The 24,968-nt window shown below is 67.4% G+C and carries 25 protein-coding genes and 1 pseudogene; 20 read left to right on the top strand and 6 right to left on the bottom strand.

Translation table 11 applies throughout. The annotated features are described in order from the left end of the window. Positions 1–162: 162 nt before the first annotated feature. From BLW05_RS29565 to BLW05_RS29535, 7 genes are all read left to right on the top strand, one after another. A complete protein-coding gene (locus BLW05_RS29565; protein ID WP_093167390.1) occupies positions 163–942 on the top strand; it encodes an SDR family oxidoreductase in 780 nt (259 codons plus the stop codon). A 13-nt stretch (positions 943–955) separates the two neighbouring features. Beyond that, positions 956–2,455, top strand: a complete 1,500-nt coding sequence (hydA, locus tag BLW05_RS29560) for a dihydropyrimidinase (protein WP_093167388.1) — start codon at positions 956–958, stop codon at positions 2,453–2,455. An 81-nt stretch (positions 2,456–2,536) separates the two neighbouring features. After that, positions 2,537–3,391, top strand: a complete 855-nt coding sequence (locus tag BLW05_RS29555) for a transporter substrate-binding domain-containing protein (RefSeq protein ID WP_093167386.1) — start codon at positions 2,537–2,539, stop codon at positions 3,389–3,391. Beyond that, positions 3,391–4,131, top strand: a complete 741-nt coding sequence (locus BLW05_RS29550) for an amino acid ABC transporter ATP-binding protein (protein WP_093167458.1) — start codon at positions 3,391–3,393, stop codon at positions 4,129–4,131. The genes BLW05_RS29555 and BLW05_RS29550 overlap by 1 nt, the downstream gene beginning before the upstream one ends. Next, positions 4,128–4,808 (top strand): amino acid ABC transporter permease, encoded by a 681-nt coding sequence (locus tag BLW05_RS29545; RefSeq protein ID WP_093167384.1) that lies wholly within the window; start codon positions 4,128–4,130, stop codon positions 4,806–4,808. The genes BLW05_RS29550 and BLW05_RS29545 overlap by 4 nt, the downstream gene beginning before the upstream one ends. A gap of 7 nt (positions 4,809–4,815) precedes the next feature. After that, positions 4,816–5,487 (top strand): amino acid ABC transporter permease, encoded by a 672-nt coding sequence (locus BLW05_RS29540; protein ID WP_093167382.1) that lies wholly within the window; start codon positions 4,816–4,818, stop codon positions 5,485–5,487. 54 nt (positions 5,488–5,541) lie between these two features. Beyond that, positions 5,542–6,480, top strand: coding sequence for a dihydrodipicolinate synthase family protein (locus BLW05_RS29535; RefSeq protein ID WP_093167380.1), 939 nt, complete (start codon positions 5,542–5,544; stop codon positions 6,478–6,480). A 58-nt stretch (positions 6,481–6,538) separates the two neighbouring features. Here the strand turns inward: BLW05_RS29535 and BLW05_RS29530 are convergent, their stop codons facing one another. After that, entirely contained in the window at positions 6,539–7,126 is a 588-nt protein-coding gene (locus BLW05_RS29530) for a dihydrofolate reductase family protein (protein WP_093167456.1), read from the bottom strand. A gap of 112 nt (positions 7,127–7,238) precedes the next feature. Here BLW05_RS29530 and BLW05_RS29525 point away from each other — a divergent pair, with 112 nt between their 5' ends. From BLW05_RS29525 to BLW05_RS29495, 7 genes are all read left to right on the top strand, one after another. Next, the gene (locus BLW05_RS29525) at positions 7,239–7,709 is read left to right on the top strand and encodes a winged helix-turn-helix transcriptional regulator (RefSeq protein ID WP_256330552.1); all 471 of its coding nucleotides are present in this window, start codon (positions 7,239–7,241) and stop codon (positions 7,707–7,709) included. A gap of 275 nt (positions 7,710–7,984) precedes the next feature. Then, the gene (locus BLW05_RS29520; protein WP_093167378.1) at positions 7,985–8,965 is read left to right on the top strand and encodes a fumarylacetoacetate hydrolase family protein; all 981 of its coding nucleotides are present in this window, start codon (positions 7,985–7,987) and stop codon (positions 8,963–8,965) included. Between the two features lie 10 nt (positions 8,966–8,975). Beyond that, positions 8,976–9,530: a VOC family protein gene (locus BLW05_RS29515; protein WP_093167376.1), complete on the top strand. Its 555-nt coding sequence runs from the start codon at positions 8,976–8,978 to the stop codon at positions 9,528–9,530. Between the two features lie 72 nt (positions 9,531–9,602). Continuing rightward, on the top strand, positions 9,603–10,556 hold the full coding sequence (locus BLW05_RS29510) for a tripartite tricarboxylate transporter substrate binding protein (RefSeq protein WP_093167373.1): 954 nt from the start codon (positions 9,603–9,605) through the stop codon (positions 10,554–10,556). Between the two features lie 14 nt (positions 10,557–10,570). Continuing rightward, a complete protein-coding gene (locus BLW05_RS29505) occupies positions 10,571–12,205 on the top strand; it encodes a bifunctional 3-(3-hydroxy-phenyl)propionate/3-hydroxycinnamic acid hydroxylase (protein ID WP_177142854.1) in 1,635 nt (544 codons plus the stop codon). Between the two features lie 58 nt (positions 12,206–12,263). Then, positions 12,264–13,244: a Bug family tripartite tricarboxylate transporter substrate binding protein gene (locus BLW05_RS29500; protein ID WP_256330551.1), complete on the top strand. Its 981-nt coding sequence runs from the start codon at positions 12,264–12,266 to the stop codon at positions 13,242–13,244. After that, complete coding sequence (locus tag BLW05_RS29495) at positions 13,225–14,067, top strand: IclR family transcriptional regulator (RefSeq protein WP_093167369.1); 843 nt, start codon at positions 13,225–13,227, stop codon at positions 14,065–14,067. The genes BLW05_RS29500 and BLW05_RS29495 overlap by 20 nt, the downstream gene beginning before the upstream one ends. A 28-nt stretch (positions 14,068–14,095) precedes the next feature. On the opposite strand, the gene BLW05_RS29490 is transcribed toward BLW05_RS29495, so the two are convergent. Then, positions 14,096–14,671, bottom strand: a complete 576-nt coding sequence (locus BLW05_RS29490; RefSeq protein ID WP_093167367.1) for an NADPH-dependent FMN reductase — start codon at positions 14,669–14,671, stop codon at positions 14,096–14,098. 299 nt (positions 14,672–14,970) lie between these two features. Here BLW05_RS29490 and BLW05_RS29485 point away from each other — a divergent pair, with 299 nt between their 5' ends. Next, on the top strand, positions 14,971–15,903 hold the full coding sequence (locus BLW05_RS29485; RefSeq protein ID WP_093167365.1) for a LysR substrate-binding domain-containing protein: 933 nt from the start codon (positions 14,971–14,973) through the stop codon (positions 15,901–15,903). A 9-nt stretch (positions 15,904–15,912) separates the two neighbouring features. Here BLW05_RS29485 and BLW05_RS29480 read toward each other — a convergent pair whose 3' ends face one another. Beyond that, positions 15,913–16,134, bottom strand: a complete 222-nt coding sequence (locus tag BLW05_RS29480; protein WP_093167363.1) for a hypothetical protein — start codon at positions 16,132–16,134, stop codon at positions 15,913–15,915. A 224-nt stretch (positions 16,135–16,358) separates the two neighbouring features. Between BLW05_RS29480 and BLW05_RS29475 the strand changes: the two genes are divergently transcribed. The 3 genes from BLW05_RS29475 (at position 16,359) to BLW05_RS29465 (ending at position 19,659) form a co-directional block, all read left to right on the top strand. Beyond that, entirely contained in the window at positions 16,359–17,435 is a 1,077-nt protein-coding gene (locus BLW05_RS29475; RefSeq protein ID WP_093167361.1) for a tartrate dehydrogenase, read from the top strand. 86 nt (positions 17,436–17,521) lie between these two features. Beyond that, on the top strand, positions 17,522–18,817 hold the full coding sequence (locus BLW05_RS29470; protein WP_093167359.1) for an MBL fold metallo-hydrolase: 1,296 nt from the start codon (positions 17,522–17,524) through the stop codon (positions 18,815–18,817). Positions 18,818–18,834: 17 nt separating this feature from the next. Then, entirely contained in the window at positions 18,835–19,659 is an 825-nt protein-coding gene (locus tag BLW05_RS29465; RefSeq protein ID WP_093167357.1) for a hypothetical protein, read from the top strand. 6 nt (positions 19,660–19,665) lie between these two features. Here the strand turns inward: BLW05_RS29465 and BLW05_RS29460 are convergent. Then, positions 19,666–20,710, bottom strand: a pseudogene (locus tag BLW05_RS29460) (acyl-CoA dehydrogenase family protein). 2 nt (positions 20,711–20,712) lie between these two features. Continuing rightward, a complete protein-coding gene (locus BLW05_RS29455; RefSeq protein ID WP_093167355.1) occupies positions 20,713–22,080 on the bottom strand; it encodes an LLM class flavin-dependent oxidoreductase in 1,368 nt (455 codons plus the stop codon). A 218-nt stretch (positions 22,081–22,298) separates the two neighbouring features. Between BLW05_RS29455 and msuE the strand changes: the two genes are divergently transcribed. After that, on the top strand, positions 22,299–22,892 hold the full coding sequence (gene msuE / locus BLW05_RS29450) for an FMN reductase (protein WP_093167353.1): 594 nt from the start codon (positions 22,299–22,301) through the stop codon (positions 22,890–22,892). A 30-nt stretch (positions 22,893–22,922) separates the two neighbouring features. Here msuE and BLW05_RS29445 read toward each other — a convergent pair whose 3' ends face one another. After that, a complete protein-coding gene (locus tag BLW05_RS29445; protein ID WP_093167351.1) occupies positions 22,923–23,840 on the bottom strand; it encodes a LysR substrate-binding domain-containing protein in 918 nt (305 codons plus the stop codon). Between the two features lie 140 nt (positions 23,841–23,980). Here BLW05_RS29445 and BLW05_RS29440 point away from each other — a divergent pair, with 140 nt between their 5' ends. Beyond that, positions 23,981–24,964, top strand: coding sequence for an ABC transporter permease (locus tag BLW05_RS29440; RefSeq protein ID WP_093167349.1), 984 nt, complete (start codon positions 23,981–23,983; stop codon positions 24,962–24,964). Positions 24,965–24,968 lie beyond the last annotated feature (4 nt).

Below are 24,968 nucleotides of genomic sequence, written 5' to 3'. Positions count from 1 at the left end.
ACATGGCAGGTCGGCGTCGGAATAATGGGCCGCAACAAAACGCCATTCCGACGCGCATTCCATGCCCTCCGCCGCGATCCGCACAGCCCCTGTCGCCCGCCTTCTTCCGACTGAAAATCGCCGGTTCGCCCGGCGTCCGCAACCGGCCCGGGGAGCAAGCCAGTGAAGCTGGGTCTGGAGGGCCGGCACGCCCTGGTCTGTGCATCGAGCCGCGGACTCGGCCGCGCCTGCGCGGTCTCGCTGGCCGGTGAGGGCGTGAGCCTCACGCTGGTCGCTCGGGGCCGCGACGCCCTGGAGGAAACCGCTGCGCACATCCGGCGAACGAGCGGCGTGCAGGTGCACGCGGTGGTGGCCGACATCACGACCGCAGTGGGGCGCGAGGCCGCGCTGGCCGCACATCCCGCGCCCGACATCCTCGTGACCAACGCCGGCGGACCCAAGCCGGGCCACTTCCGCGACTGGAACCGCGAGACCTGGATGGCCGCGCTCGATGCCAACATGCTCGCGCCCATCGAAATGATCCGCGCCACGATCGACGGCATGGCCCGGCGCCGCTTCGGACGCATCGTCAACATCACCTCGGCGGCCGTGAAGGCGCCGATCGACATCCTCGGCCTGTCAAACGGCGCGCGTTCCGGGTTGACCGGTTTCGTGGCCGGACTGGCACGCCAGTACGTGGCGCACAACGTCACCATCAACAACCTGCTGCCCGGCCCCTTCGAGACCGACCGCCTGCTGGAAACCGCGCACCAATGGGCGAAGGACCAGGGCAGGGATCCGGATGAAGTGCTGGCCCGCCGCCGCGCGGCGAACCCGGCCGGCCGCTTCGGCCTGCCGCATGAATTCGGCGACGCCTGCGCCTTTCTCTGCAGTGCGCAGGCGGGCTTCATCACGGCACAGAACCTGCTGCTCGACGGCGGTTCGTACCCGGGCACCTTTTAGCCATGACACTGGCATGACCGACAAACCTCTGCACCCTTCTTCCGACGGTCTCTTCGACCTCACCATCCGCGGCGGCCGCATCAGCAATGCCGACGCGACCTTCCATGCCGACATCGGCATCAACGACGGCGTGATCGTGCAGATCGCGCCCAATCTGCGGCCGGGCACGCGCGACGTCGACGCTGCGGGCCGCTGGGTGTTGCCCGGCGGCATCGACAGCCACTGCCACATCGAACAGCTCTCGGGCATGGGCGTGATGTGCGCCGACGATTTCTATTCGGGCACCGTCTCTGCGGCGTTCGGCGGGACCACCACCATCCTTTCGTTCGCGGCGCAGCACCGCGCCGACAGCATTCCCGACGTGGTGGCCGCCTATGGCCGGCTGGCGCGCGAGAAAGCGGTGATCGACTACGGCTTTCACCTGATCCTGACCAACCCCGACGAGACCGCGTTGCGCGAGCACCTGCCGAAGGTGATCCGCGACGGCATCACCTCGCTCAAGGTCTACATGACCTACGACAAGCTCAAGCTCGACGACTACCAACTGCTGGAAGTCATGTCCGTGGCAGGCGAGGAAGGCGCGCTCGTCATGATGCACGCCGAGAACCACGACATGATCCGCTGGATCGCGCACCGCCTGCTCGAGCGTGGCAACGTGGCGCCGAAGTTCCATGCGGTGGCGCACGATGCGCTGGCCGAGTCGGAGGCCACCCACCGCGCGATCGCGCTCGCGCGGCTGGCCGACGTGCCGGTACTGATCGTGCATGTGGCGGGTCGCGAGACGGTGGACGTCATCCGCAACGCGCGCCGCCTGGGCGCGGCCGTGTACGCCGAGAGCTGCCCGCAGTACCTGTTCCTGGAAGCTGCCGACAGCGACAGGCCCGGCATGGAAGGCGCCAAGTTCTGCTGCAGCCCGCCGCCGCGCGACGCCGATTCGCAAGAGGCGGTATGGGCCGGCCTGAAAGACGGCACGCTCGGCGTCTACTCGTCGGACCATGCGCCGTACCGCTTCGATGCCTCGGGCAAGCTGCCCAAGGGCGACGCCACCACCTTCAAGGAAATGGCCAACGGCGTACCGGGCATCGAGCTGCGCCTGCCGCTGCTGTTTTCCGAAGGCGTGATGAAGGGGCGGCTGGGCATCGAGGAATTCGTGGCGCTCACGTCCACCAACCATGCGCGCATGTACGGCCTGGCACCGCGCAAGGGCGCCATCGCCGTGGGTGCGGATGCCGACATCGTGCTGTGGAATCCCGAGCGCACCGTCGAAGTGAGCGCCGCGATGCTGCACGACAACGTGGGCTACACGCCCTATGAGGGCCGCGTGCTCCAAGGCTGGCCGGAGCAGGTTTTCAGCCGCGGGCGCTGCGTGGTGCGCGACAACGCGTTGCAGGTCGAACGCGGCACGGGCCGATACATCCCGCGCGGCCGGCCCGATCCACTGGTGCAGCGGCCCCCGGCATCCCCCGAGCGCGGCCGCTTCAGCGAACTCGTGGGCCTGTCGCGAGCCAGCTGAACTTTCTTCGCTTTCCTTCCTACCCCTTCCCCAGGCCGCGCAACACCGGCTGCCCTTCGATTGATCCTCTGGAGTTGAACCATGAAGTCCCAGTCTCTTTCTTCGCGCCTCCGTGCAGTGCCGGTCGCGCTGCTGTGCTGCTTTGGCGCGACCGCCGCACTGGCGCAGGCGCCGTTGCGCACCGCGGTCGACGCCACCTTCGCGCCGCATGCCATGGCCAAGCTCGGCGGCGGTGTGCAGGGCTTCAACGTCGACCTCGGTGAAGAGCTCGCCAAGCGACTGGGCCGCAAGATCGAGATCGAGGGCGCGGAGTTCTCCGGTCTCGTGCCGGGCCTGAACAGCCGCCGCTACGACTTTCTGATCGCGCCCGTCACCGTCACGCCCGAACGCGCAAAGTCACTGCTCTTCACCGAGGGCTACCTGGACACCGACTACACCTTTCTCGGCGCGAAGTCGGCCCCGGCCGTCGAGAAGCTCGAAGACCTCAAGGGCAAGACCCTGGCAGTCAACAAGGGCTCCAACTACGAGGGCTGGGCGCGCGACAACGCTGCGAAGTACGGCTTCAAGTTCGACGTGTATGGCGCCAATGCCGATGCGGTGCAGGCCGTGCAGTCGGGCCGCGCGGACTACAACCTGGCCGGCACCACTGTCGTGTCCTGGGTTGCGAAGCAGAACCCGAGCCTGAAGACGAGCTACACCATCAAGACCGGCCTGGTGTGGGCACTGCCCTTCCGGGCCGATGACAAGGCCGGGCGCGACGCGGCATCGAACGCTCTCAAGTGCATGAAGAAGGACGGCACCGTCGCCAAGCTGGCGGTGAAATGGTTCGGCTTCCAGCCTGGTCCTGACGACGCCGCGGTCAAGCTCGCCCCGGGCACCGGCGTGCCGGGCACCGAGGGCTACGACCCGACCCCCGTCACGCCCAAGTGCGCCTGATGCCTATCCTGGAAATCTCCGGACTTCGCAAGTCCTACGGCAGCACCGAGGTGCTGCGCGGCGTTGACCTGCAGGTGCATGCCGGCGAACTGGTGTGCGTGATCGGGCCCTCGGGTTCGGGCAAGAGCACCATGCTGCGCTGCTGCAACCTGCTGGAGACGCCCAGCGGCGGCCGCATCTTCGCGAATGGGCATGAAGTCACCTCGCCCACGGTCGACATCAACCGGCTGCGCCAGGACATCGGCATGGTGTTCCAGCAGTTCAACCTGTATCCGCATCTGAGCGCGCTCGACAACGTCGCGCTGGCGTTGCGCAAGGTGCAGCGGCGCAACAGGGGCGAGGCCGAGGCGCTCGCGCAAGCCGCGCTCGAGCAGGTGGGCCTGGGTGCCAAGGCGAAGTCCTTTCCGGCAGAACTGTCGGGCGGGCAGCAGCAGCGCGTGGGCATTGCGCGCGCGGTCGCGCTCAAGCCGCATGTGATCCTGTTCGACGAGCCCACCAGCGCGCTCGATCCCGAGCTCGTGGAAGACGTGCTCAATGTGATGCGCGACCTGCGTCAGCGCGGCATGACGATGCTGGTGGTGACGCACGAGATGGCCTTCGCCCACGCGGCCGCCGACCGGGTGGTCTTCATGGACGGCGGCGTGGTGGTCGAGCAAGGCAGCGCGGCCGATGTGTTCGAGCATCCGCGCGAGGCGCGCACCCGGAGCTTTCTGGCCCGCTATGGAAGCAGACGGTCATGACAGGCGTCGACAGCGGCTTCTTCTTCACTTTCTTCAACGTCGCGGTCGCGAAGCAGTACTGGCCCAACATTGCGGCCGGCATGCTGATGACGGTCGGGGTAGGTGTCGCGGTGGTCATCACCGGCACGGCGCTCGGCCTGGTGCTGGCCGTGCTGCGCGCGATCGGTCGGCGAGCGCTTGCGATGCCGATCGTGGCGTTCGCCGACATCATGCGGTCGCTGCCGCCGCTGGTGGTGCTCATCGTCCTGTACTTCGGGCTGCCGGCGCTCGGCATGCCGCTGTCGGCCTTCGCCGTGACCTGGCTGTCGTTGTCGCTGGTGCTGGCTGCATACGCTGAAGAGAGCATCTGGGCCGGCATCTCGTCGGTGCCCCACGGGCAGCTCGAGGCGGCTCGCTCCACCGGCATGCGCTGGTGGGAGGCGATGCGCTGGGTGGTGTTGCCGCAGGCGCTGCGTCGTGCCGTGCCGCCGCTGACCAACCGTGTGATCTCGATCACCAAGAACACGGCGCTCGGTTCGGTGGTGGCGCTCAACGAGATCCTGAACAACGCCCAGGGCGCGAGCAGCTATGCGGGCAATCCCACGCCTTTGATGATGGCCGCGTTCGCCTACCTGGTCGTCTTCCTGCCGCTGGTCGTGTTTTCGCGGTGGCTCGAGCAACAGTGGCAGCGGAGGTAGGCACGCGATGGAAAGCCTGATCCAGAACTTCTTCAACCTCGAGGTCTATGCAGCGGTCTTTCCGTACCTGCTGAGCGGGCTGTGGACGACCGTATGGCTGTCGGCCCTCGTCATTCCGCTGGGCGCGGCCGCGGGACTGGCGCTGGCGCTCGGGCTCACGCAGTCGGGTCGCCGGGCGGTGCGCTGGGGCATCGTGGGGTACATCGATTTCTTCCGTGCGTTCCCGCCGCTGGTGCTGCTCATCCTGATCTACTTCGGCGGGCCCTTCCTCGGCATCGAACTCGGCAAGGTCACGGCGGTGGCGCTGGCCTTCGTGCTGAACAACGCGAGCTACTACGCCGAAGTGTTCCGCGCCGGGCTCGAAGGCGTGGCCAAGGGCCAGATGGAGGCCGCGCGATCCACCGGCCTCACGCGTGCCCAGGCGCTGCGCCATGTGGTGGTGCCACAGGCCGTGAAGAACGTCCTGCCCGATCTCGTAGGGAACAGCATCGAGATCGTGAAGCTCACCAGCATCGCGAGCGTGGTGGCCATGCCGGAGCTGCTGCGCGCCGCTCGCGACGCTCAGTCGCTCGTCTTCAACCCCTCGCCGGTGATGCTGGCCGCGTTCATGTACCTGCTGATGCTTTGGCCGCTCACGCGCTGGCTAGGCCGGCTCGAACACCGCCGCGTGCGCCGCTGAGCGGCACAGCGGACGACAAACAACAACCAAACTCATCCATCCAAAGGAATCCTCATGACCACAACCAAGATCAGCGAGAGCTCGAAGGGCGTCTACATCATTGCCGCGACGCCGTTCACCGACAACGGTGAGCTCGACCTGCCCAGCATCGACAGCCTCACCGAGTTCTACCTGGAAAAGGGCGTCACCGGGTTCACCATCCTCGGCATGATGGGCGAGGCACCCAAGCTGACCGAGGCCGAGACGCTGACGGTGATGGAGCGGGTGCTCAGGCGCGTTGGCGCTCGCGCCCCGGTGGTGGTGGGCGTGAGCCATGCCTCGAACCGGCATGTCGAGCGCCTGTCGAAGACCGCCATGGACCTGGGCGCCGCAGGCGTGATGCTGGCGCCGGTGGCCAACCTGAAGACCGACGAGCAGGTGTACAACTACTACGCGACGGTGGCGAAGCTGCTCGGGCCGGCGATCCCGATCTGCCTGCAGGACTTTCCGCAGTCGACCGGCGTGCACATGTCGGTGTCGGTGATCCACAAGCTGGTCGACGACTTTTCGCAGGTCGTGATGCTCAAGCACGAGGACTTCCCGGGCATGCGCAAGCTCAGCGAGGTGCGCGAGCAGAGCGCCGCCGCCGGCCGCCGCCGCATCAGCGTGCTGGTAGGCAACGGCGGGCTCTTCCTGCCACAGGAAATGCTGCGCGGCGCCGATGGTGCGATGACGGGCTTCGCGTACCCCGAGATGCTGGTGCAGGTATGCCGCCTTTTCGACGAAGGCCGCAACGAGGAGGCGGAAGATCTTTTCAATGTGTACCTGCCGCTGCTGCGCCACGAGTTCCAGTACGGCATCGGGCTGGCGCTGCGAAAGGAGACGCTGAAGCGCCGGGGAGCCATCCGGTCGGCCTATGTGCGTCGGCCCGGCCCCGTGCTCAATGCGACCGACATGGCGGAACTGGGCAGGCTGATTGCCCGTCTGGAGGAACGTTTGACGGCGCTCGCCTGAACGCCCCCGGCTCCACGTCGATACACGCGCGGGCAACGGAGCCTCCTCCTTTTCGCTCTCAATCGGGCCCGGCGTGGGTGTAGCGGTTGACGACGATCCCGCATTCATACGACCTCGAGCCGATCAGGCGCAACGGGGACGTCACGCGAAAGATCGAGTCGCCGCTGCCCACGGCCGTCGGGTTCACATAGAACTGGTACTCGTCCACCACGCCGGCGGCGACCAGCGCGCTCGCGAAGCCAGCGCCTCCAAAGCAGATGATGTCGCCGGCGCCCACCAGCTTCAACGCGCCGACGGCTTCCGGGATCGGGCCTCGCGCCATCGTCGTGCGCGGCCATCGCGAGGCGGACAGCGTGTTGCTCAGCACGACCTTTTCGACCTCGCCGATCCGTCGCGCAAAGCCGCCGTGCGGATCCGCCTGCAGCACCTTCGCCATGCGCATCCAGTGATCGAGGTAGCCCTGCTCGATCATCGGGCGGCTCATCAGGATGCACCCGACGCCCTGCAGGGTTGCGTTGAAGTCGCGCTTGAGCGATTCGTCCCAGGGCCACGCGTCGCCCCAGCCCCAGACCTGCCAGCAACCGCCGTCGTCGGAAGCGACCCGGCCGTCGACGGAAGTCTGCATCTGGAGAATCAGCTTGCGCATGGTGAGGCCCTCACGGAAGTGGTCGTGGAAAACTGCTTGCATAAGGCAAGCAGTTGCACTCTAGGATGACTGATGCAGAATTGCAAGCAGTCTGAAACTACAAGTGAATCGCTTGGCCACATCGACCACCACACATCGTTCGCTTTGCCCGATCAACCTCGCGCTCGAGGTCATCGGCGACCGCTGGAGCCTGCTGATCGTGCGCGACCTCATGTTCGCGGGACGGCATCACTACCGCGAGTTGCTGGAGTCAGAGGAGGGCATCTCGTCGAACATCCTCGCCGAACGGCTCGGCAGGCTGGTGCAGGTCGGCGTGCTGAGCAGGACCGACGATCCGACGCACAAGCAGAAGGCGATCTACAGGCTGACGTCGATGGGCATCGACCTTCTGCCGGTGATCGCTGCCCTTGGTGGCTGGGGCGCCAAGTACCTGCCCGTCACGAAGGAAAGCGCCGCTGTCGCGCTGTCGCTCGAGAAGGGCGGTGCGAACGGGTTGAAGCGAATGCGCGCGTCGCTCGCCAAGGCGCATCTGGCGAGTGTGGACGTGCCCTCCGTCCGGTCGAAGAAGTCGAGCCGAATCTAGGCCCGCTCCACCTGCCGCGCCCTGAACACCTTCACGTCGCGAGCGATCCCTCGAGCTTCTGGAGTGCTTTCGGATCCGTGGGCAGTGGAGGCAGCGAGGTCGACGGTGAAGAGCGCATGGGCAACGGATGCATCTGGCCCGGCGGCACGGCCGCATGTTCATGGACAGCGGGAGCGATTGCCCGCCAAGTCATTTCCGCTGGCCGGAAATTCCACCTTGCCGCGATGCCCGCGTTCCGACAATTTGCGTCGAACAACGCATCTGGAGAAACACACATGAAACTGGCAAGCCTCAAGGAAGGCGGCCGCGACGGCACCCTGATCGTGGTCAGCCGCGATCTCTCGCGCGGCGTGCGGGTCCCGCAGATCGCCGCCACGCTGCAACAGGCCATCGAGGACTGGGATCGCGCCGCGCCCGCGCTCGGCGAGGTCTACACCGCGCTGAACCGGGGCGACGTGCCGCAGTCCTTCGCGGTCGACCCGCAGGAGCTGGCCAGTCCGCTGCCGCGCGCATTCCAGTTCCTCGACGGCTCGGTGTACCTGCATCACATGGAGAAGGCGCGCAAGGCGCGGGGCGCGGACATGCCGCCGAACTACAAGACCGATCCGCTGATGTACCAGGGCCTGTCGGACCGCTTCATCGGTCCGCGCGATCCGATGGTCGTGCCCGACGAGGCGCTCGGCCTCGACTACGAGGCCGAGCTCGCGGTGGTGCTGGGCGATGTGCCGATGGGCACTTCGGCTGCGCAGGCATCGGGCCACATCAAGCTGCTGATGCTGCTCAACGACTTCACGCTGCGCGCGCTCACCCGCACCGAGCTGCCCAAGGGCTTCGGCTTCATGCAGGCGAAGCCGACGAGCTCGTTCTCGCCGGTGGCCGTGACGCCGGACGAGCTCGGTGCCGCATGGGACGGCGAGAAGCTCGACCTGCCGATCCTCTCGTCGATCAATGGCCAGCCGATGGGCCGCGCCAACACCGGGCGCGACATGTTCTTCACCTACCGGGCGCTCATCGCGCATGCGGCACGCACGCGCAGCCTGAGCGCGGGCACGATCATCGGCGCGGGCGCGGTGTCGAACCTCGATCCGGAGACCGGCTACGCCTGCCTGGCCGAGAAGCGCGCGGACGAGGAGCTCGCCGGCGGCCGTGCCACCACACCGTGGCTGCGCTGGGGCGACCGCGTGCGCATCGAGATGCTCGATGCCGGGGGCGCGTCGATCTTCGGCGCGATCGACAACGCCGTGGCGAAGGCCTGAGGAAGACACCATGCTGTGCAAGAAACTCCACCATGCCGCGTACCGCTGCCGCGACGCGCGCGAGACGACCACCTTCTACACCGAGGTACTGGGCCTGAAGTTCTCCCACGCGATGGGCGAGGACCATGTGCCCTCCACCGGCAAGTACAGCCCGCACGTGCACATCTTTTTCGAGATGGAGGACGGCAGCAACATCGCCTTCTTCGAATGCCCGCGCGATCCGGGCAACGTCAAGGACATGGAATCGCCGGACTGGATCCAGCACTTCGCCTTCGAGGTCGAGGACATGGACACGCTGGTCAGGGCCAAGGCCGACCTGGAGGCGAAGGGGCTCAATGTGGTGGGGCCCACCAACCATGACGACTTCATCAGCTCGATCTACTTCTTCGATCCCTCCGGCCATCGACTGGAGCTGACCACCCGCACCTGCCGCGACGCGAAGCAGCTGCAGTCCTTCGTCGACGAGGCGCCGCAGGTGCTCGCGCTGTGGGAGAAGACGCACGACTGGTCGCAGCGCCACACGCTCTTCGGCGGCAGCACCGGCTACGAGCGGCAGGGCGGCTGAGCCGCCGCGACCCCGCGACCTGCCGCTCGCGGTGCGGCGGCTTCGCTCAATCAGAAGAACCAGGAGACGCAAATGATCAGAGCCTTGTTGCTGGCGGCCTTCGCAGCCTGCATCGCGACCGGCGCCGCCGCCGCGCCGGACCAACCCATCACCCTGCTGCAAGGCTTCGCGCCGGGCGGCAATGCCGACACGATCGCGCGCATCGTCGCGCAGGGCCTGTCGCGCGAACTCGGTCAACCGGTCATCGTCGACGCGAAGACCGGTGCGGGCGGCAACATCGCGAGCGCCGCCCTGGCCCGCGCCAGACCGGACGGCAACACGCTCATCCTTATGACGGGCGGCCACGCCGTGTCGGCCGCGATGTACAAGAGCCTTTCCTTCGATGCGCTGGAGGACTTCGACTGGCTGTCGATGGTCACGCGCTTCCCCTTCGTCATCGCGACCAGCAGCGAGAGCCGCTTCCATTCGCTCGGCGAGGTGGTGAGCGCCGCGAAGACCGCCCCGGGCACCGTCTCGTACAGCTCGGTGGGCATCGGTTCGACGCAGCACCTCTCGGGCGAGCTCTTCCAGTCGATGGCCGGCGTGCAGCTCAACCACATTCCCTATCGCGGCGGCGGCGCGCCGGTGCAGGACGTGGTCGCCGGGCGCGTGGACCTGCTGTTCGATTCGGTGACCGTCGCCAGGCCGCAGATCGAAGGCGGCCGCCTGCGTGCGCTGGGCGTGACCTCGCCCGAGCCCTCGCCGCTGCTGCCGGGCGTGGCGCCGGTCGCGCGCGTGGTGCCCGGCTACGAGGTGACGTCATGGACCGCCGTCGCCGCCCCCAAGGGCCTGCCGCCGGACGTCGCCGCACGCCTGCGTTCTGCGCTGCTGCGCGTGCTCAAGTCGCCCGACGTGGTCAAGCAGCTCGAGGCCACCGGCGGCATCGTGACGCCGTCGGCCGATGCGCAGGACGCCCGCGCCTTCGTCGGCACGCAGGTCGCGAAGTGGAAGAAGGTCGTCCGCGACGCGCAGATCCAGCAGCAATGAGAGGAAGCCCTTCCGTGAACACACGCCAGACGACCGACTTCGACATCGTCATCGTGGGCTACGGCCCGAGCGGCGCGACCTTCGCGAAGCTGATGGCGCAGCGCGGCTACCGCATCGCGGTCTTCGACCAGGCCGGGGCCATCTATGACAAGCCGCGCGCGATCACCGCTGACCAGGAAGTGATGCGCGTCTTCCAGGAATGCGGGCTGGCCGACGAGATCGCGGCGACCACCGCGCCGCATCCGGGCACCGACTTCGTCGGCATCGAGGGGCAGGTGATCAAGCGCTTCTATCCGGCGCCGCCGCCGCATCTCCTGGCATGGGAGCCCACCTGGATGTTCGTGCAGCCCGAACTCGAAGCCACGCTGCGGCGGGGCCTGGAGCGTCACCCGCAGTTTGCGACCTTCCTGCGCCACGAGTTCACCGGTTGCGAGCCGTGGGAGGACGGCGTGCGCGTGAGCGTGCGGCGGCGGGATGACGGTGCGGTGTTCACTCACACCGCGCGCTACCTGATCGGCGCAGACGGCGGCCGCAGTGCGGTGCGGCGCAGCATCGATGCCACGATCGAGGATCTCGCATTCGACGAATGGTGGATGGTGGTCGACGCCTGGCTGCGCGGCCCGGTGGACCTGCCCGGGCGCTGCGTGCAGTACTGCAGGCCTTCTCGGCCCGGTACCTACATCGTCGGCCCCGAGAACCTGCGGCGCTGGGAGATCAAGCTGCTTCCGGGCGAGACGCCGGACGACTTCCAGACCGAAGCGTCGGTGATCGAAGTACTGTCGACCTTCGTCGACACGACGCGGCTGGAACTGTGCCGCACCGCCATCTATCGCTTCCATGCGCTGGTGGTCAACGAATGGCGCGACCAGCGCGTGTTCCTCATGGGCGATGCAGCGCACCAGATGCCGCCCTTCCTGGGGCAGGGCCTGTGCGCGGGCATCCGCGATGCGGTCAACCTCGCATGGAAGATCGACGGCGTGGAGCGGCTGGGTTTCGACGCGCAGCTGCTCGACAGCTACGGGCTCGAGCGCAAGCAGCATGTGCGCACCATCGTGTCCCATGCGAAGGACTTCGGGCTCATCATCGGCGAGCTCGATCCGCAGGCGGCGCGCGAACGCGATCGTGAGCTCGGTGAGCAACTCGCGGCGGGTCGTTCTGAATCGGTCCGACAGAAGTTCATCCCGAACCTGGAGACGGGGCTCATCGCGCGGAACGACGACGGCACGAGGGCCGACGGCGCGGGCGAACTGTTCGTGCAGCCCTGGGTGCAGCAGGGCGAGGACGTGCGCCGGCTCGACGACCTGCTGCCGCCGGGCTTCCTGTTCGTGACCGACGACGCGGAGACCCGCGCATGGTTCGATGCCGGGTCCACCGATGTCTGGGCACGCATCGGCGGCCGTGATGTCGTGGTGGGCGCGCCATCGCAGCCTGCGCCGCAGGGCGTGCTCGCGGTGCGCGAGCGCGATGGCCTCTTCGGGCGCTGGCTTCACGCGCTCGGCGCGCGAGCAGTCATCGTGCGGCCGGACCACTACGTCTTCGGCACTGCCAGCAATGCAGCCGGTCTTCAGGCGCTTCTCGCGCAACTCGGCGAGGCGCTGCTCGCCGGCGCGGCTGTCGACGAAGGCGCTGCTGCAGTGGCGGAAGCCTGAATCGGGGCGACCTGTCGCCGCACGCCGCATCCCCGTTCCAACTCAAAGGAGACACACCATGGCATCCCATCCCCGCATGACGCGCAGGACCTTCGCCGCCGGCACCTCGCTGGCGATGCTCAGCCCGTGGGCGCTCGCCCAGGGCTATCCGACCAAGACCGTCAAATGGGTGGTTGGCTTTCCGCCCGGCGGCGGTACCGACGTGCTCGCACGCACCGTCGCGGCACAGCTGTCGACCCAGTTCGGCCAGCAGGTGATCGTCGATAACAAGGCGGGTGCTGCCGGCATGATCGCCGCGGAGAGCGTTGCGCGCGCCGAGCCCGACGGCTACACGCTGCTGACCGCCGACATCGCGATCCTCGCGCTGAATCCGGCGATCTATCCCAAGGTCCGCTACAACCCGCTCACGGATTTCGTTCCGGTGGGCCTGATGGCGCGCTTCCCGCTGATCGTCGCCACACATCCGGGCAGCGGCATCACCTCCCTCCAGCAACTGGTCGCCGATGCCCGCAAGGGGAAGAGCTTCAACTACGGGTCCGCCGGCGTCGGCACGCCCCATCACATGGCGATGGAGGTGCTCGCGTCTTCGGCAGGCATCACCGCCCAGCACGTGCCGTACAAGGGCGACGCGCCGGCCATGCAGGATGTCGCGGGCAAGCAGCTGCCGGTGGCGGTGATCTCGCCGTCGCTGTCGCTGCCCTTCATCAAGGACGGCCGGCTCGTTCCGCTCGCGGTGACGGCCGATCAGCGCATGGCGCAGCTGCCCGACGTTCCCACGCTGAAGGAGCTCGGATTCGCGCCGTCCGGCATCTATGCGTGGCAGGGGCTGGTGGTGCCGAAAAGCACGCCGCCCCACATCGTGTCGGCGCTGTCCACCGAGATGCGGCAGGCGCTCGCGCTTGCCGCCGTGCGGCAGAAGCTCGCGGAGCTCGGCATGGAGGCCACGCCCAGCGATCCGGGCGAGATGGACCGCTATATTCGCGAGGAGATGCGCTTCTGGGACAAGCTGATCAAATCGCGTGGCATCACTTCAACCTGACACACGATCGCACGCGGACGCGCCGCACGACGCCGCCGCCTCCGCGAGCCGGGACGGCGCATTGCACCGTGCCGCCGCGGTGCTCCGGCTGCTGGCGACCGCCGGGCGCCGCGGCCTCGCGCTGACCGACCTGGCCAAGGCCGCCGGCCTCCCCAACAGCACGATGCATCGCCTGCTGCAGCAGCTGCAGGACGAGCGGCTGGCGATGCGCATCGAATCCAGCCGCCACTACACCATCGGCCCGCTGGCCTACGAGATCGGTCTCGCGGCGGCGCAGCAGTTCGACATGCGCGGGCTGCTTCGCCCGGCCCTCGAAGCGCTGGCCCTCGAAGCGGGCGAGACCGCCTACCTCATCATGCGAAGCGGCGACGAGGCGGTGTGCATCGACGTCGCCGAGGGCCCCACGCCCCTGCGGGTGGTCACGCTTCACATCGGCAGCCGGCGCCCGCTCGGGCTCGGCGCCGGCGGGCTCGCGATCCTCTCGGCACTGCCGCCGGACGAGCGGCGGGACATCCTGGAGAACGTGACCGCGCGGATCGAGCGGCACTGGGGCTTTCCGCCCGAGCTGCTCGCGCAGTCGCTGGAAGAGGCCGCGCGCCGCGGCCATGCGGTGATCCGCAACCGGGTCAACCCCGGCGTGACCGCGGTGGGCATGCCGTTCTTCGACAGCCTCGGCCAGGTGGTCGGCGCGGTCACGGTCGCGGCGGCCAACGCGCGCATGGATCCCGCGCGCCTCGCCCAGCTCCAGCAGCTGCTGGCGCGCACGAGCCGGGGTCTGCGCGATGCCCTCAGCGGGCACCAGTGGCGCCGGCGCGAAGACTGACCATGCCGCGCCGGGCACCGCGCATGCGTCAGGCCGGCGCGGACATGCGGGCGACCTCGTCGATCCAGGTCGCGAAGGCCTGCATCTGCAGGTGCACGAAACGGCCCGTGTCCTCGTCCGTGCATTGGCCGTCCGCCGTGAACTTGGCGGCGGCATTCCCGATGAACACCTCGGGCTTGGCCAGGACCATCGCATTCATGAACAACAGCACCTTGCGCAGGTCGTACTGAACCCGCGCGCCGCCCAGCGGGCCGGCGGACGCGGACAGGATCGCCACCGGCTTGCGGGCCAGCGGCTGGTCCGCGCCGCGCGAAACCCAGTCGAGCAGGTTCTTGAGCATGCCGGGTACCGAAAAGTTGTATTCAGGCGTGACGATGAGAATGCCATCGGCGCCGGCGATGCGGTTGCGGATGCTGGCCACGCCCGAAGGGAATCCCTCGGCCAGCAGGTCCGCGTCGAAGGGAGGGACGCTGCGCCAGTCGAGGATGTCCATCTCCACATGCGCTGGAAGCTTCGAGGCCGCCAGTTTGAGCGCCATGGTGTTGAAGGAGTCCTTGCGCAGGCTCCCGCTGATGCCGATCACGCGTTTCTTAGCACTGTTCATTGAGTTTCGATCCACTTGATTTCAGGTCCGCCCGGACGGGCGGACCGCGCAGTTTGCCTGCAAGTGGCGTTCGATGTTCAGTCCAGCACCCGCACCGTGGCCGCGATCGGCCCGCCGCGACCCAGCGTGTTGTAGATCCGGCAGGCGCCGGTGAACGCATCGACCAGCGCCCGCGCCGGGGAGCGCAGGAGCGCACAACTCTAGGTAGAAGGAAGTCGCGCGGGACGGAGCGGGAGGAAAACCGTCTTTAACCCAAAGTTAAGAGCCGTTGTGGGGCGTGGCCAGGAAAATCGGAAGGCATGTCGAATCGAATTCAACCCTCCGACCTGACGTTCTTCACCAAGGTGGCCTCATCTGCCAGCCTGAGCGCGGCCGGGCGTGAACTGGGCATCTCGACGGCGGCCGTCAGCAAGCATCTGGCATCGATGGAGACCCGCCTTGGCTATTCGTTGGTCAATCGCTCAACGCGGCGCATGGGATTGACGCCTGAGGGAGAGATCTACCTGGAGCACGCGAGGCGCATCCTTTCAAGCATTGACGAAATGGAACAGGCCTTGGGTTCGACGAAGGCCAATCCCAGCGGTCTTCTACGTGTCAATGCCACTCTGGGTTTCGGGCGCAGCCATGTGGCGCCCCTGATTTCGCGCTTCGCCAAGCGATATCCAAGCATCGACGTGCAGTTGCAGCTGTCGGTGAGCCCGCCGGGCCTGACGGAGGATGCCTACGATGTCTGTGTGCGCTTTGGCCCGCCGCCCGATACGCGTGTGATGGCTCGAAAGCTGGCGGAAAACAGGCGTCTGCTTTGCGCTGCGCCGGCCTATCTGGCGCGGCGCGGCACACCGACGCTGCCGAGCGATCTTCTTCGACACGACTGCATCACGATCCGCCAGGGCGACGAGGGCTACGGTGTTTGGCGGCTCACGCCCAGGAAGGGGCGGAAGCCTCAAACGCAGATCGTCAAGGTACGCGGCAACTTGACGAGCAACGATGGTGAGATCGCAGTCAACTGGGCCCTTGATGGGCACGGAATCCTCCTGCGTGCCGAGTGGGACATCGGGCGCTACTTGCGCAGCGGCCGGCTCGTCCAGGTGCTACCGCAGTACGAGACGCCCGATGCCGACATCTACGCCGTCTATCCCCAGAATCAGCACGCGTTCTCTCGTGTTCGCGCTTTCGTGGATTTCGTCGCTGAGGCTTTTGGTCACTCGGAGGCCAGCAAGGTGAATCGCTGACGGTCCTCTTCACCTTGAGAGCATCTTCCAGGCGACGATGCCAAGGATGACCAGACCCACGGTTCCGAAGCAGGTCGTGTAGCCCGATCCTTCATCTGTCGTCGTCGCCGGTGGTGGTGCCGACGGGGCCGCCACGGCGCTGAACGGGAAGTAGAGCGCGCCACCGAGCGCATTGCCGTCGGGGCCGCCTGCTGCAAACGTCGATGCGGAAACTGTCTGCGATTGCTCCATGACTTTGAGATCTCCTCTTGGCGGGATTCGGAAAACTATGCGGCCCTGGCTGCACGAACGAGCAGCCCCGCAGTTAAACCGGCATTAACTTTCGGTGAACCCGATCGTTCGGCGAGAGCACCCTGACCTTTGAACGCAGGTTAATTGTGCTTTGACCTCGACCGCGCCCCATGGTGTTTGCGGGTGCCTAGAGTCGCCGCATTCCTTTCCTCACGCGAGACAACATGAAGATCTACAAGATCGCGGCAATTCCGGGCGACGGCATTGGCAAGGAAGTGGTTCCTGCCGGCCAGAAGGTGCTGGAAGCACTGGCTGCCGGATGCAGGGACTTTGCTTTCGAGTTCGAAGACTTCGGATGGGGCGGCGACTATTTCCGAGCGCACGGGGCCATGATGCCGGAGGACGGTCTGGATGCCCTGCGTGGCAAGGACGCGATCCTGTTCGGCTCGGCGGGCGACCCCCACATTCCCGATCACGTCACGCTGTGGGGCCTGCGACTGAAGATCTGCCAGGGATTCGACCAGTACGCCAACGTGCGGCCCACGCGCATCCTGCCGGGCATCGACGCACCGCTGAAGCGTTGCGGTCCGGACGACCTGAACTGGGTCATCGTGCGCGAGAACACCGAGGGCGAGTACGCGGGCGTCGGCGGCCGCGCCCACCAGGGCCATCCGATTGAGGTGGCGACCGATCTGTCGATCATGACCCGCGCCGGCGTCGAGCGGATCATCCGGTTCGCATTCCGACTCGCGCAATCGCGCCCGCGCAGACAACTCACTGTCGTCACGAAGAGCAATGCACAGCGCCACGCCATGGTGATGTGGGACGAGGTCGCCGTGCAGGTGGCCAAGGAGTTCCCGGATGTGCGCTGGGACAAGGAACTTGTCGACGCGATGACCGCGCGCATGGTCAACCGGCCATCGTCGATCGACACCGTCGTTGCGACCAATCTGCACGCGGACATCCTCAGCGACCTGGCCGCCGCCCTGGCCGGCAGCCTGGGCATCGCGCCGACCGCCAATCTCGACCCCGACCGGCGCTACCCGAGCATGTTCGAGCCCATCCACGGCTCGGCCTTCGACATCATGGGCCAAGGCCTGGCCAACCCGGTGGGCACGTTCTGGAGCTGCGTGATGCTGCTCGAGCACATCGGCGAGGCAGGCGCCGCGCGTCGGCTGATGGAGGCCATCGAGATCGTCACGGCGACGCCCGCCCTTCACACGCGCGACCTCGGCGGCGACGCGACCACTGACGAGGTGACGCGGGCGGTGTGTCGCCAGATTGCCGCGACGGCCCGATGAATCTGGCCTCTGGCGGCGATAGCGCGCTGGAGGCTCGCATGACCGGATTTCCCCACACAACCTCAACCACAGGAGACAAAACCGTGATGCATCGACTATCCCAGCTCAAGCTCGTTCTGGCGGCGTCCTCGCTGGCGACGGCAGCCGCCGTCGCCGGGGCGCAGGCGCAGACTGATGTGCACCGTGACGCTGCAACGCGCAACGTGGGCGGTGACGCCTTCATGACGCAGTACTCGCGCGCGTTCTACTGCAACCTGCCCGACGACAACAACGCGATCGTCGTTGCTGCCCGCGCCTGGAACAACACGACGGGAGCAAACAACAACCAGTACCGCATTCCGCTCACGCAGATATTCGACGACGTGTGGTTCGTGGGCAACCACTATGTCGGGCAGTACATGATCAAGACACCGGACGGTTTCGTGCAGGTGGATTCCGGCAACAACGCCAACGAGTTCAAGACGTTCAACTATCCGGCGCTGCAGTCGCTGGGCATGAGCGCCTCCTACCCGCTGAAGGCGATCTTCCTCACCCACGGCCATGGCGACCATGACGGCGGTGCCCAATGGGCGCTCGACAACCTCGGCACGCGCTCGTCCATCGGTTCCGCGGACGCCACGGGCAAGTCTTACAACCCGATCCAGATTGATTCGACAAATCTTGCCATGCGGCAGATGACGATCGGTGGCAAGACCTTCTGGATCCTGCCGACTCCCGGCCACACGCCCGGCTCGACGTCCGCCGTGCTCGAGGTCAAGGACTGGGGCCAGACGAAGCGGGTTCTGATCAACGGGGGACAGTCGATGACCAACTCGATCCCGCAGGTCGCGCAGTACCTGGACTCCATCGAGCGCACCTACACCATGGCCACCGCGCTGAACGTGGACGGGGTCATGACGCCCCACATCTATTGGGACGGCGAAGGCGTGAAGCTGGATGAGATCAATGCCAAGGGCCGCACCAACCCCAGCCAGAACATATACGGTCACGAATCCGTGATGCGCCAGCTCGCGGTGGCGCGCGAGTGCTCGGCGGCCTGGCTTACCCGCCTTGATTCGACGGCGGTGCTTCCTGTGTGGCGCTTCAACACGATCGAGTTCGTTGACGGCGGCCCGACGCCGACCAAGGTGGCAGCCAGGGTCAGCAACGGCTGGGGTCCGGTCAACGGCCAGATGGTGACGTTCTCGGTGGAGGAGACGGGCGCCAACTGCACCGCGACCACCGGCGCCGATGGCGTGGCGTCGTGCGACGTCCGACCGCTGCGTCCGCACAAGGACTATCTGAAAGCGAAGTTCGCGGGCGGCCAGAACGCGAGCTACGTTGATCTCCCTGCCGAGACCTCTGCCCTCGTGTGCAGCAACGGCAACTGCAACGCGCACTGACCACGAAGGCCCCGACCATGAGCGCACTCTGCCTGAGACGCTGGCTGATCGCCGCAGCTGCCAGTGTCGGTCTCGGGGCCTGTGTGAGCCCGCCGCTGCCTGTGGTTCAGGCGTCGGACTACCGGCCGGTCCTGAGGTCGACGCTCGTGTCGCGCACCGACCCGACCTTCGTGCAGGCGCAAGTGCGGGAAGGCGGGTATTGGCTGACGGTGCTGGCGCGTCGCGACCCGGCTGTCGCGCTCGTGCCGGTGGCCGTGATGAGGCACGCTGGCGATGGTGCGGATGCGTCTGTATCGGTGCAGTTTCTTCCCGACGCAAGAAACCCCGTGCTCGATGTCCTGGCGCTCGAGCAGCTGTATGCCCTCATGCTCAGGCAGGATGCGCTTGGCCGCTACTGCCTGGCGGTCGGACCGCATCAATGCGACGCCGTCCGGCAGGGGGGCTCGCACGAAGCCCTGTTGCGCGAGTTGGCAGGCGAACGAAAGCGGACGGCTTCGTTCGCGGGCCACCCGTTCACGATGACGCCTTGGCGCAGCATATCGATGAACGCAGTCGCGGCGCCGACGGCCGACCACGACGACGTGGCGGTCCAGGTGCTCGACGAGAGCAGGCCAATGCCAGGCGCCACGGTCTATTTCAATCGCGCTCCACACTCCGGATGCGCCGCCAGGGCAAATGCGAATGGCATCGCGTCGTGCCGGCTGGTCGATCAGCATGGCGATGACGGAGACCATGGGGACGAAGACGCAGACACGCAAGTGATCGTGACTTACCCGGGGAGCGTTGGTGCCGACAGGGTGCTGCTGCCCACTACCTTCGCACTTCCGGTCCGCAAGAGTTGACGATGCTCACGGCGCGAGCATGAGAGCGAAAGCCAAGCGCGCGGTGCGAGTCGAGTCCGGCCGAGCCGATGTCTGAGGCATGGACGATGACGACGCCTTGCCGATGCGGTACGACGCAGGCGGCGTCGTGCCGTTGACCGCAAAGGCCCCGGCCTGCCGCTCCCGATACACGCGCGGGTTGTGCGAAGAGATCGTGCGGGCGTTGCGCCAGTACCTGTCGAGGCCATGCGTGCGCAAGGTGGCCGAGGCGCCCAGCGCATCGAACAGCTCGGTGCTTGCGTTCAGCACCAGGCCGGTCACGACGGACACGGCCTGGTCCACCTCGACGTGCGCGGCGCGGATCGCGGCGGCGCGGCTTTCTTCGTGCGCGCTCGAATCGCGCAGGGCCTTGTCGGCGCGTTGCAAGGCGCCAGCCGCATGCAGCGCGATCGCGCCCGCGGCATAGGCCGCGCTGCGCACGCGGCCGACCACCTGCAGGATCTGCGGATCATCGGCCACGCGAGCCGCGTTGCCGTGGCTGTAGACGCGGTCCCGCTCGCGCACGCGCGTGCCGAGGTCGTCGGCCAGCGCGCGCCCGATGCCCGCCAGCGAGGCGATGTGCACGAGCTGGTAGAAGGGCGCCGCGTAGGCAAAGCGATGGCCGTTCGTGTTGGTCCATTCCGGATCGATCGCGACGTCTTCGAAATGCGCGGTACCGCTCGCGGTCAGCGCCTGGCCGAAGCCGTCCCAATCGTCCACCACCTCGACACCGGCGGCCGTGCGCGGCATTGACCACGTTGGTGTCCGCTGCGCCGAGTTCGATCAGCAGCGCGAAGAGTTCGGTCAGCGAGAGGTCGAGCCCGCGGTACTCGCCGGGCAGCCGCAGGCGGGTGAAGCCGGCTTCGCGCAACCAGCCGATCTCCTCGTGCGGCAGGCGGTGCGTCAGGTCGCGTTCGGTGGCGCTGGCGCGGATGCGTTCGAACACCGGGCGGAAAGGCCGGGCCAGTTCTTCGTAGCGCGCGCTCGGCGGTGCGCCCCAGGGATGGTCGAGCGTTCGTGTCGGGTCTGTCATGTTCATGCGGCAAGGGGCGTTGCGTGCCGCGCAGCCGGCGCGCTCTTCGGATGCGCGGGCTTTCGCAGGCCCAGGTGCTCGCGCAGCGTGCGTCCCTGGTACTCGGTGCGGAAGAGGCCACGTCGCCGCAGCTCAGGCAGCACGAGCGCGATGAAGTCGTCGAGCCCGCCCGGGAACCACGGCGCCATGATGTTGAAGCCGTCGGCCGCGCCCGCCTCGAACCACGCCTGCAGTTGGTCGGCAATCAGCGCCGGCGTGCCCACCACCTGCTGGTGGCCGCGCGCACCCGCGATGCGCAGGTAGAGCTGGCGGATCGTCAGCCCGTCGCGACGGGCGAGGTCCACGAGCAGTTGCTGGCGGCTCCTGGGCCCGTTGGTCTCGGGCAGTTCGGGCACCGGCCCATCGATCGGATGGCCGGAGAGGTCGATGTCGCCGAGCACCGTGCCGAGTAGCGCAAGGCCCACCACCGGGTCGACGAGCGATTGAAGCTGCTCGAACTTCTCCTCGGCCTCGGCCTGCGTGCGACCGATGACCGGGAAGATGCCGGGCATGATCTTCACCGCATCGCGCGTTCGGCCGTGTTGTGCGAGCCGGCGCTCGATGTCGGTCGCGAATGCGCGCGCTTCGTCGAAGGTCTGGTGCGCCACGAAGATCACCTCCGCCGTGCGCGCCGCAAGGTCGCGTCCATCGTCGGAAGCACCCGCCTGCACCACCACCGGCCGTCCCTGCGGCGAGCGGTTGACGTTCAATGGCCCCTGCACCTGGAAATGCGTGCCCTTGTGGCCGAGCACATGGAGCCGGTCGGTGTCCAGGTAGATGCCGCTGGGCTTGTCGCGCACGAAGCTGTCCTCTTCCCAGCTGTCCCAGAGCCCGGTCACGACGTCGTGGAACTCGGCCGCGCGCTCGTAGCGCAGCGCATGATCGAAGTGCGTCTCGCGATTGAAATTGCGCGCCTCGGCACCGCCGCTGGAGGTGACGAGGTTCCAGCCCGAGCGGCCCCCGCTGATCTGGTCGAGCGAGGCGAACTTGCGTGCCACGTTGAAGGGCTCGTTGAACGAGGTCGAGACCGTCGCGATCAGCCCGATGCGCTCCGTCACCGCCGCGAGCGCGGCCAGCAGCGTGAGCGGCTCGAAGTGGTCGGAACGCGCGGTGCGTGCGAGCGAGGGCAGGTCGGTGCTGCGCACGCCGACCGCGTCGGCGAGGAAGATGGCGTCGAACTTCGCGGCCTCGGCCTTGCGCGCGAGGTCCACGTAGTGGCGGAAGTTGCTGCCGGCATCGGCCTGCGCCTCGGGATGGCGCCAGCCGGCGATATGGTGGCCGGTCTGCATCAGGAAGGCGCCGAGGCTGAACTGGCGGGGGGAGGTGCTCATGGATTGCGTCTCTCTCGGGAGCCGACGGGCTCCGAAGGACGGGCATTCTGGGCAGTGCAAGCCGCGGCGGCCAACGAAGAAAAGCGCGCATGCATATGTGGCCTGCCGGCCGGCGCGGCCAACATCGCCCTGCGACTAAGCAAATGCGCAAAGCGTTGGGACGCGGCAGGCTTCGCGTCGCAGAATCGATCGAAACGGCTCCCCTTCCTGTTCCCGCAATGTCCCAACAAACACTCAAGATCGTCGCCCTGTCCGGCGGCCTGCAACGCCCTTCGCGCACGCTGGCGCTGGTCGAGGAACTCGTCGACGGCATCGCGCAGGCGGTGCCGGTGCAGGCCCAGACGATCGAGCTCGGCACCCTCGTGCCGCAGTTCGGCCCTGTGCTCTATCGTCAGAAGCTGCCCGCCGAGGTCGAGCGGGCGCTGCAGGCGATCGAGTCGGCTGATCTGCTCGTTGCCGCGAGCCCGGTCTTCCGGGGCGCCTACAGCGGCCTCTTCAAGCACCTGCTGGACTTCGTGCACCAGGATGCATTGGTCGACAAGCTGGTGCTGCTCGCAGCCACGGGGGGGAGCGATCGCCATGCCCTCGTGATCGACCACCAGCTGCGCCCGCTCTTCAGCTTCTTCCAGTCACGCACGCTGCCGGTCGGCGTCTATGCGACCGATGCCGACTTCAGCAACTACGTGATCACCAGCGAGGCGCTTCGCTCCCGCATCGAGCTTGCCGTCGAGCGTGCGGTTCCTGCGTTGCGGCAGCTCGTCGATGCGCGCGCGCAGCAGGCCGCACGCGCGCCGCTGCTGGCGCTGGCTTGAGCGCTGCTGGCGCCGGGCGGCAAATAAGCGCTATGCCAGCGAGCGCGTCAGCGTCTCGCGGTCCAGCCCCGGCGAGAAGATCGAGGCGAAGGCGTAGACGAATTCGCGCAGCGCTCCGCCCCTGCGCGTCGCCAGCAGCGTCGCGTTCGCGCCGAACAGGTGGCCCGCATCGAGCGCACGCAGCCGCCGGTCGCGCACCGGGTCGAAGGCGAGGTCCGCGATGATGCCGACGCCGAGCCCGAGCTCCACGTAGGTCTTGATCACGTCCGCGTCCATCGCGGTGAGCACGATGTTCGCTTCGAGGCCGTGCGCCGCGAAGGCGCCGTCGATGCGCGCGCGGCCCGTGAGCCCGCTGTCGTACGTGACGAGTGGATGACTAGCTAGGCGCTCGATGGTGAGCGGCGATTCCTGCAGCAGCGCATGGCCCGCCGGCACGACGACGACATGCTTCCAGTCCTGGCACGGCAGCACCGCGAGCTGCGGATGGTCGCTCGGCAACTCGCTCGCGATGCCGAGGTCGACCTCGCCATCGAGCAGCATCTGCGTGATCTGGCGCGGCGAACCCTGGTGGAGCTGCAACCGCACTTCCGGAAAGATGCGGCGGAAGGCCTGCACGGCGCGCGGCAGCGCGTATCGCGCCTGCGAGTGCGTCGCCGCGATGGTGAGCATGCCGTCCCGCCGCGAAAGAAAGTCCTGCCCCGCGCGCTGCAGGTCGGTGCCGCTGTCGAGCAGCCGCTCGATGAAGGGCAGCAGGTGGTCGCCCGGAAAGGTCAGGCCCACCAGCCGCTTGCCCGTCCGGGTGAAGAGCTCGAGGCCGAGCTCCTCTTCGAGATCGCGTATCTGGCGGCTCACGCCCGATTGCGAAGCCTGCAATACGTGGGCGGCTTCGGTCAGGCTGAAGCCGCAGCGCACGGTTTCGCGCACGGCGCGCAGTTGCTGGAAGTTCATGGTTGCATGGGCCCTTGTCTCTTTGGCAAGGCCCGCGAGGCTATCCGGCACGTTCGATCCGTTCCAAAGAACAAAAGCGGCGCAGCGTATGCGGAAAGCTTCGTTCGATGCGCGGCGGGCCACGCATACGCTCCTTGCCCATGAAATTGCGCCACGCGGGCCGCACGCTGCTTCGAACAGCCTGGCAGGCCGTGCCGACGGTGGTCGGCGTCATATTGCTGAACTTCCTGCTGATGCAGTGGATTCCGGGCGACGCCGCCGACGTGGTCGCGGCCGAGTCGGGCTCCGCGACCGTGGAGAGCATGGCGCAACTTCGCGCGCACTTCGGGCTCGACCTGCCGGTGTTGCACCAGCTCGCGGCATACCTGAACAACCTCGCCCACTTCAGCCTCGGCGTCTCGCCGCGCTACAACATGCCGGTGGCCTCGCTGATCGGCGCGCGCATCGGCAACACGCTGGTGCTGATGGTCACGGCGCTGCTGTTCGCGCTCGCGATCGGCATCGCCGTCGGCACCGTCATGGCGACGCGCGTGGGCCGCTGGCAGGACCGGACGCTGTCGGTGCTGGCGCTGCTGCTGTATTCGACCCCCGGCTTCTGGCTCGGGCTGATGGCCATCGTGCTGTTCTCGGTGCACCTGGGCTGGCTGCCGACCGGCGGCAGCGAATCCATCGGCGCCGGCTACACAGGCTGGGCGCATGGGGTCGACGTTGCCCGCCACCTGGTGCTGCCGGCGCTCGCGCTCGCGGGCTTCTACATCGCGATCTTCTCGCGCCTCACCCGCGCGGCGATGCTCGAGGTCGCGCGGCAGGACTTCGTCCGCACCGCCGAAGCCAAGGGGCTGCATCCGTGGACGGTCACGATGCGGCATGTGCTGCGCAATGCGCTGATCCCGGTGACCACCGTGGCCGGCATGCACTTCGGCACGCTGCTCGGCGGCGCGGTCGTGGTCGAGACGGTGTTCAGCTGGCCCGGCCTCGGGCGACTCGCCTTCGATTCGGTCGCCGGGCGCGACTACACGGTGCTGCTCGGCGTGCTGCTGATGTCGTCGATGCTGGTGATCGTCGCGAACATGCTCGTCGACCTGCTGCACGCGCTGCTCGATCCGCGCATCCAGGTGCGCTGAGTCG

Source organism: Variovorax sp. YR216 (genome assembly GCF_900107745.1).
Classification (GTDB): Bacteria; Pseudomonadota; Gammaproteobacteria; order Burkholderiales; family Burkholderiaceae_C; genus Variovorax.
The sequence above is the reverse complement of the archived record's forward strand: the minus strand, read 5'-3'. Positions and strand labels throughout refer to the sequence as shown.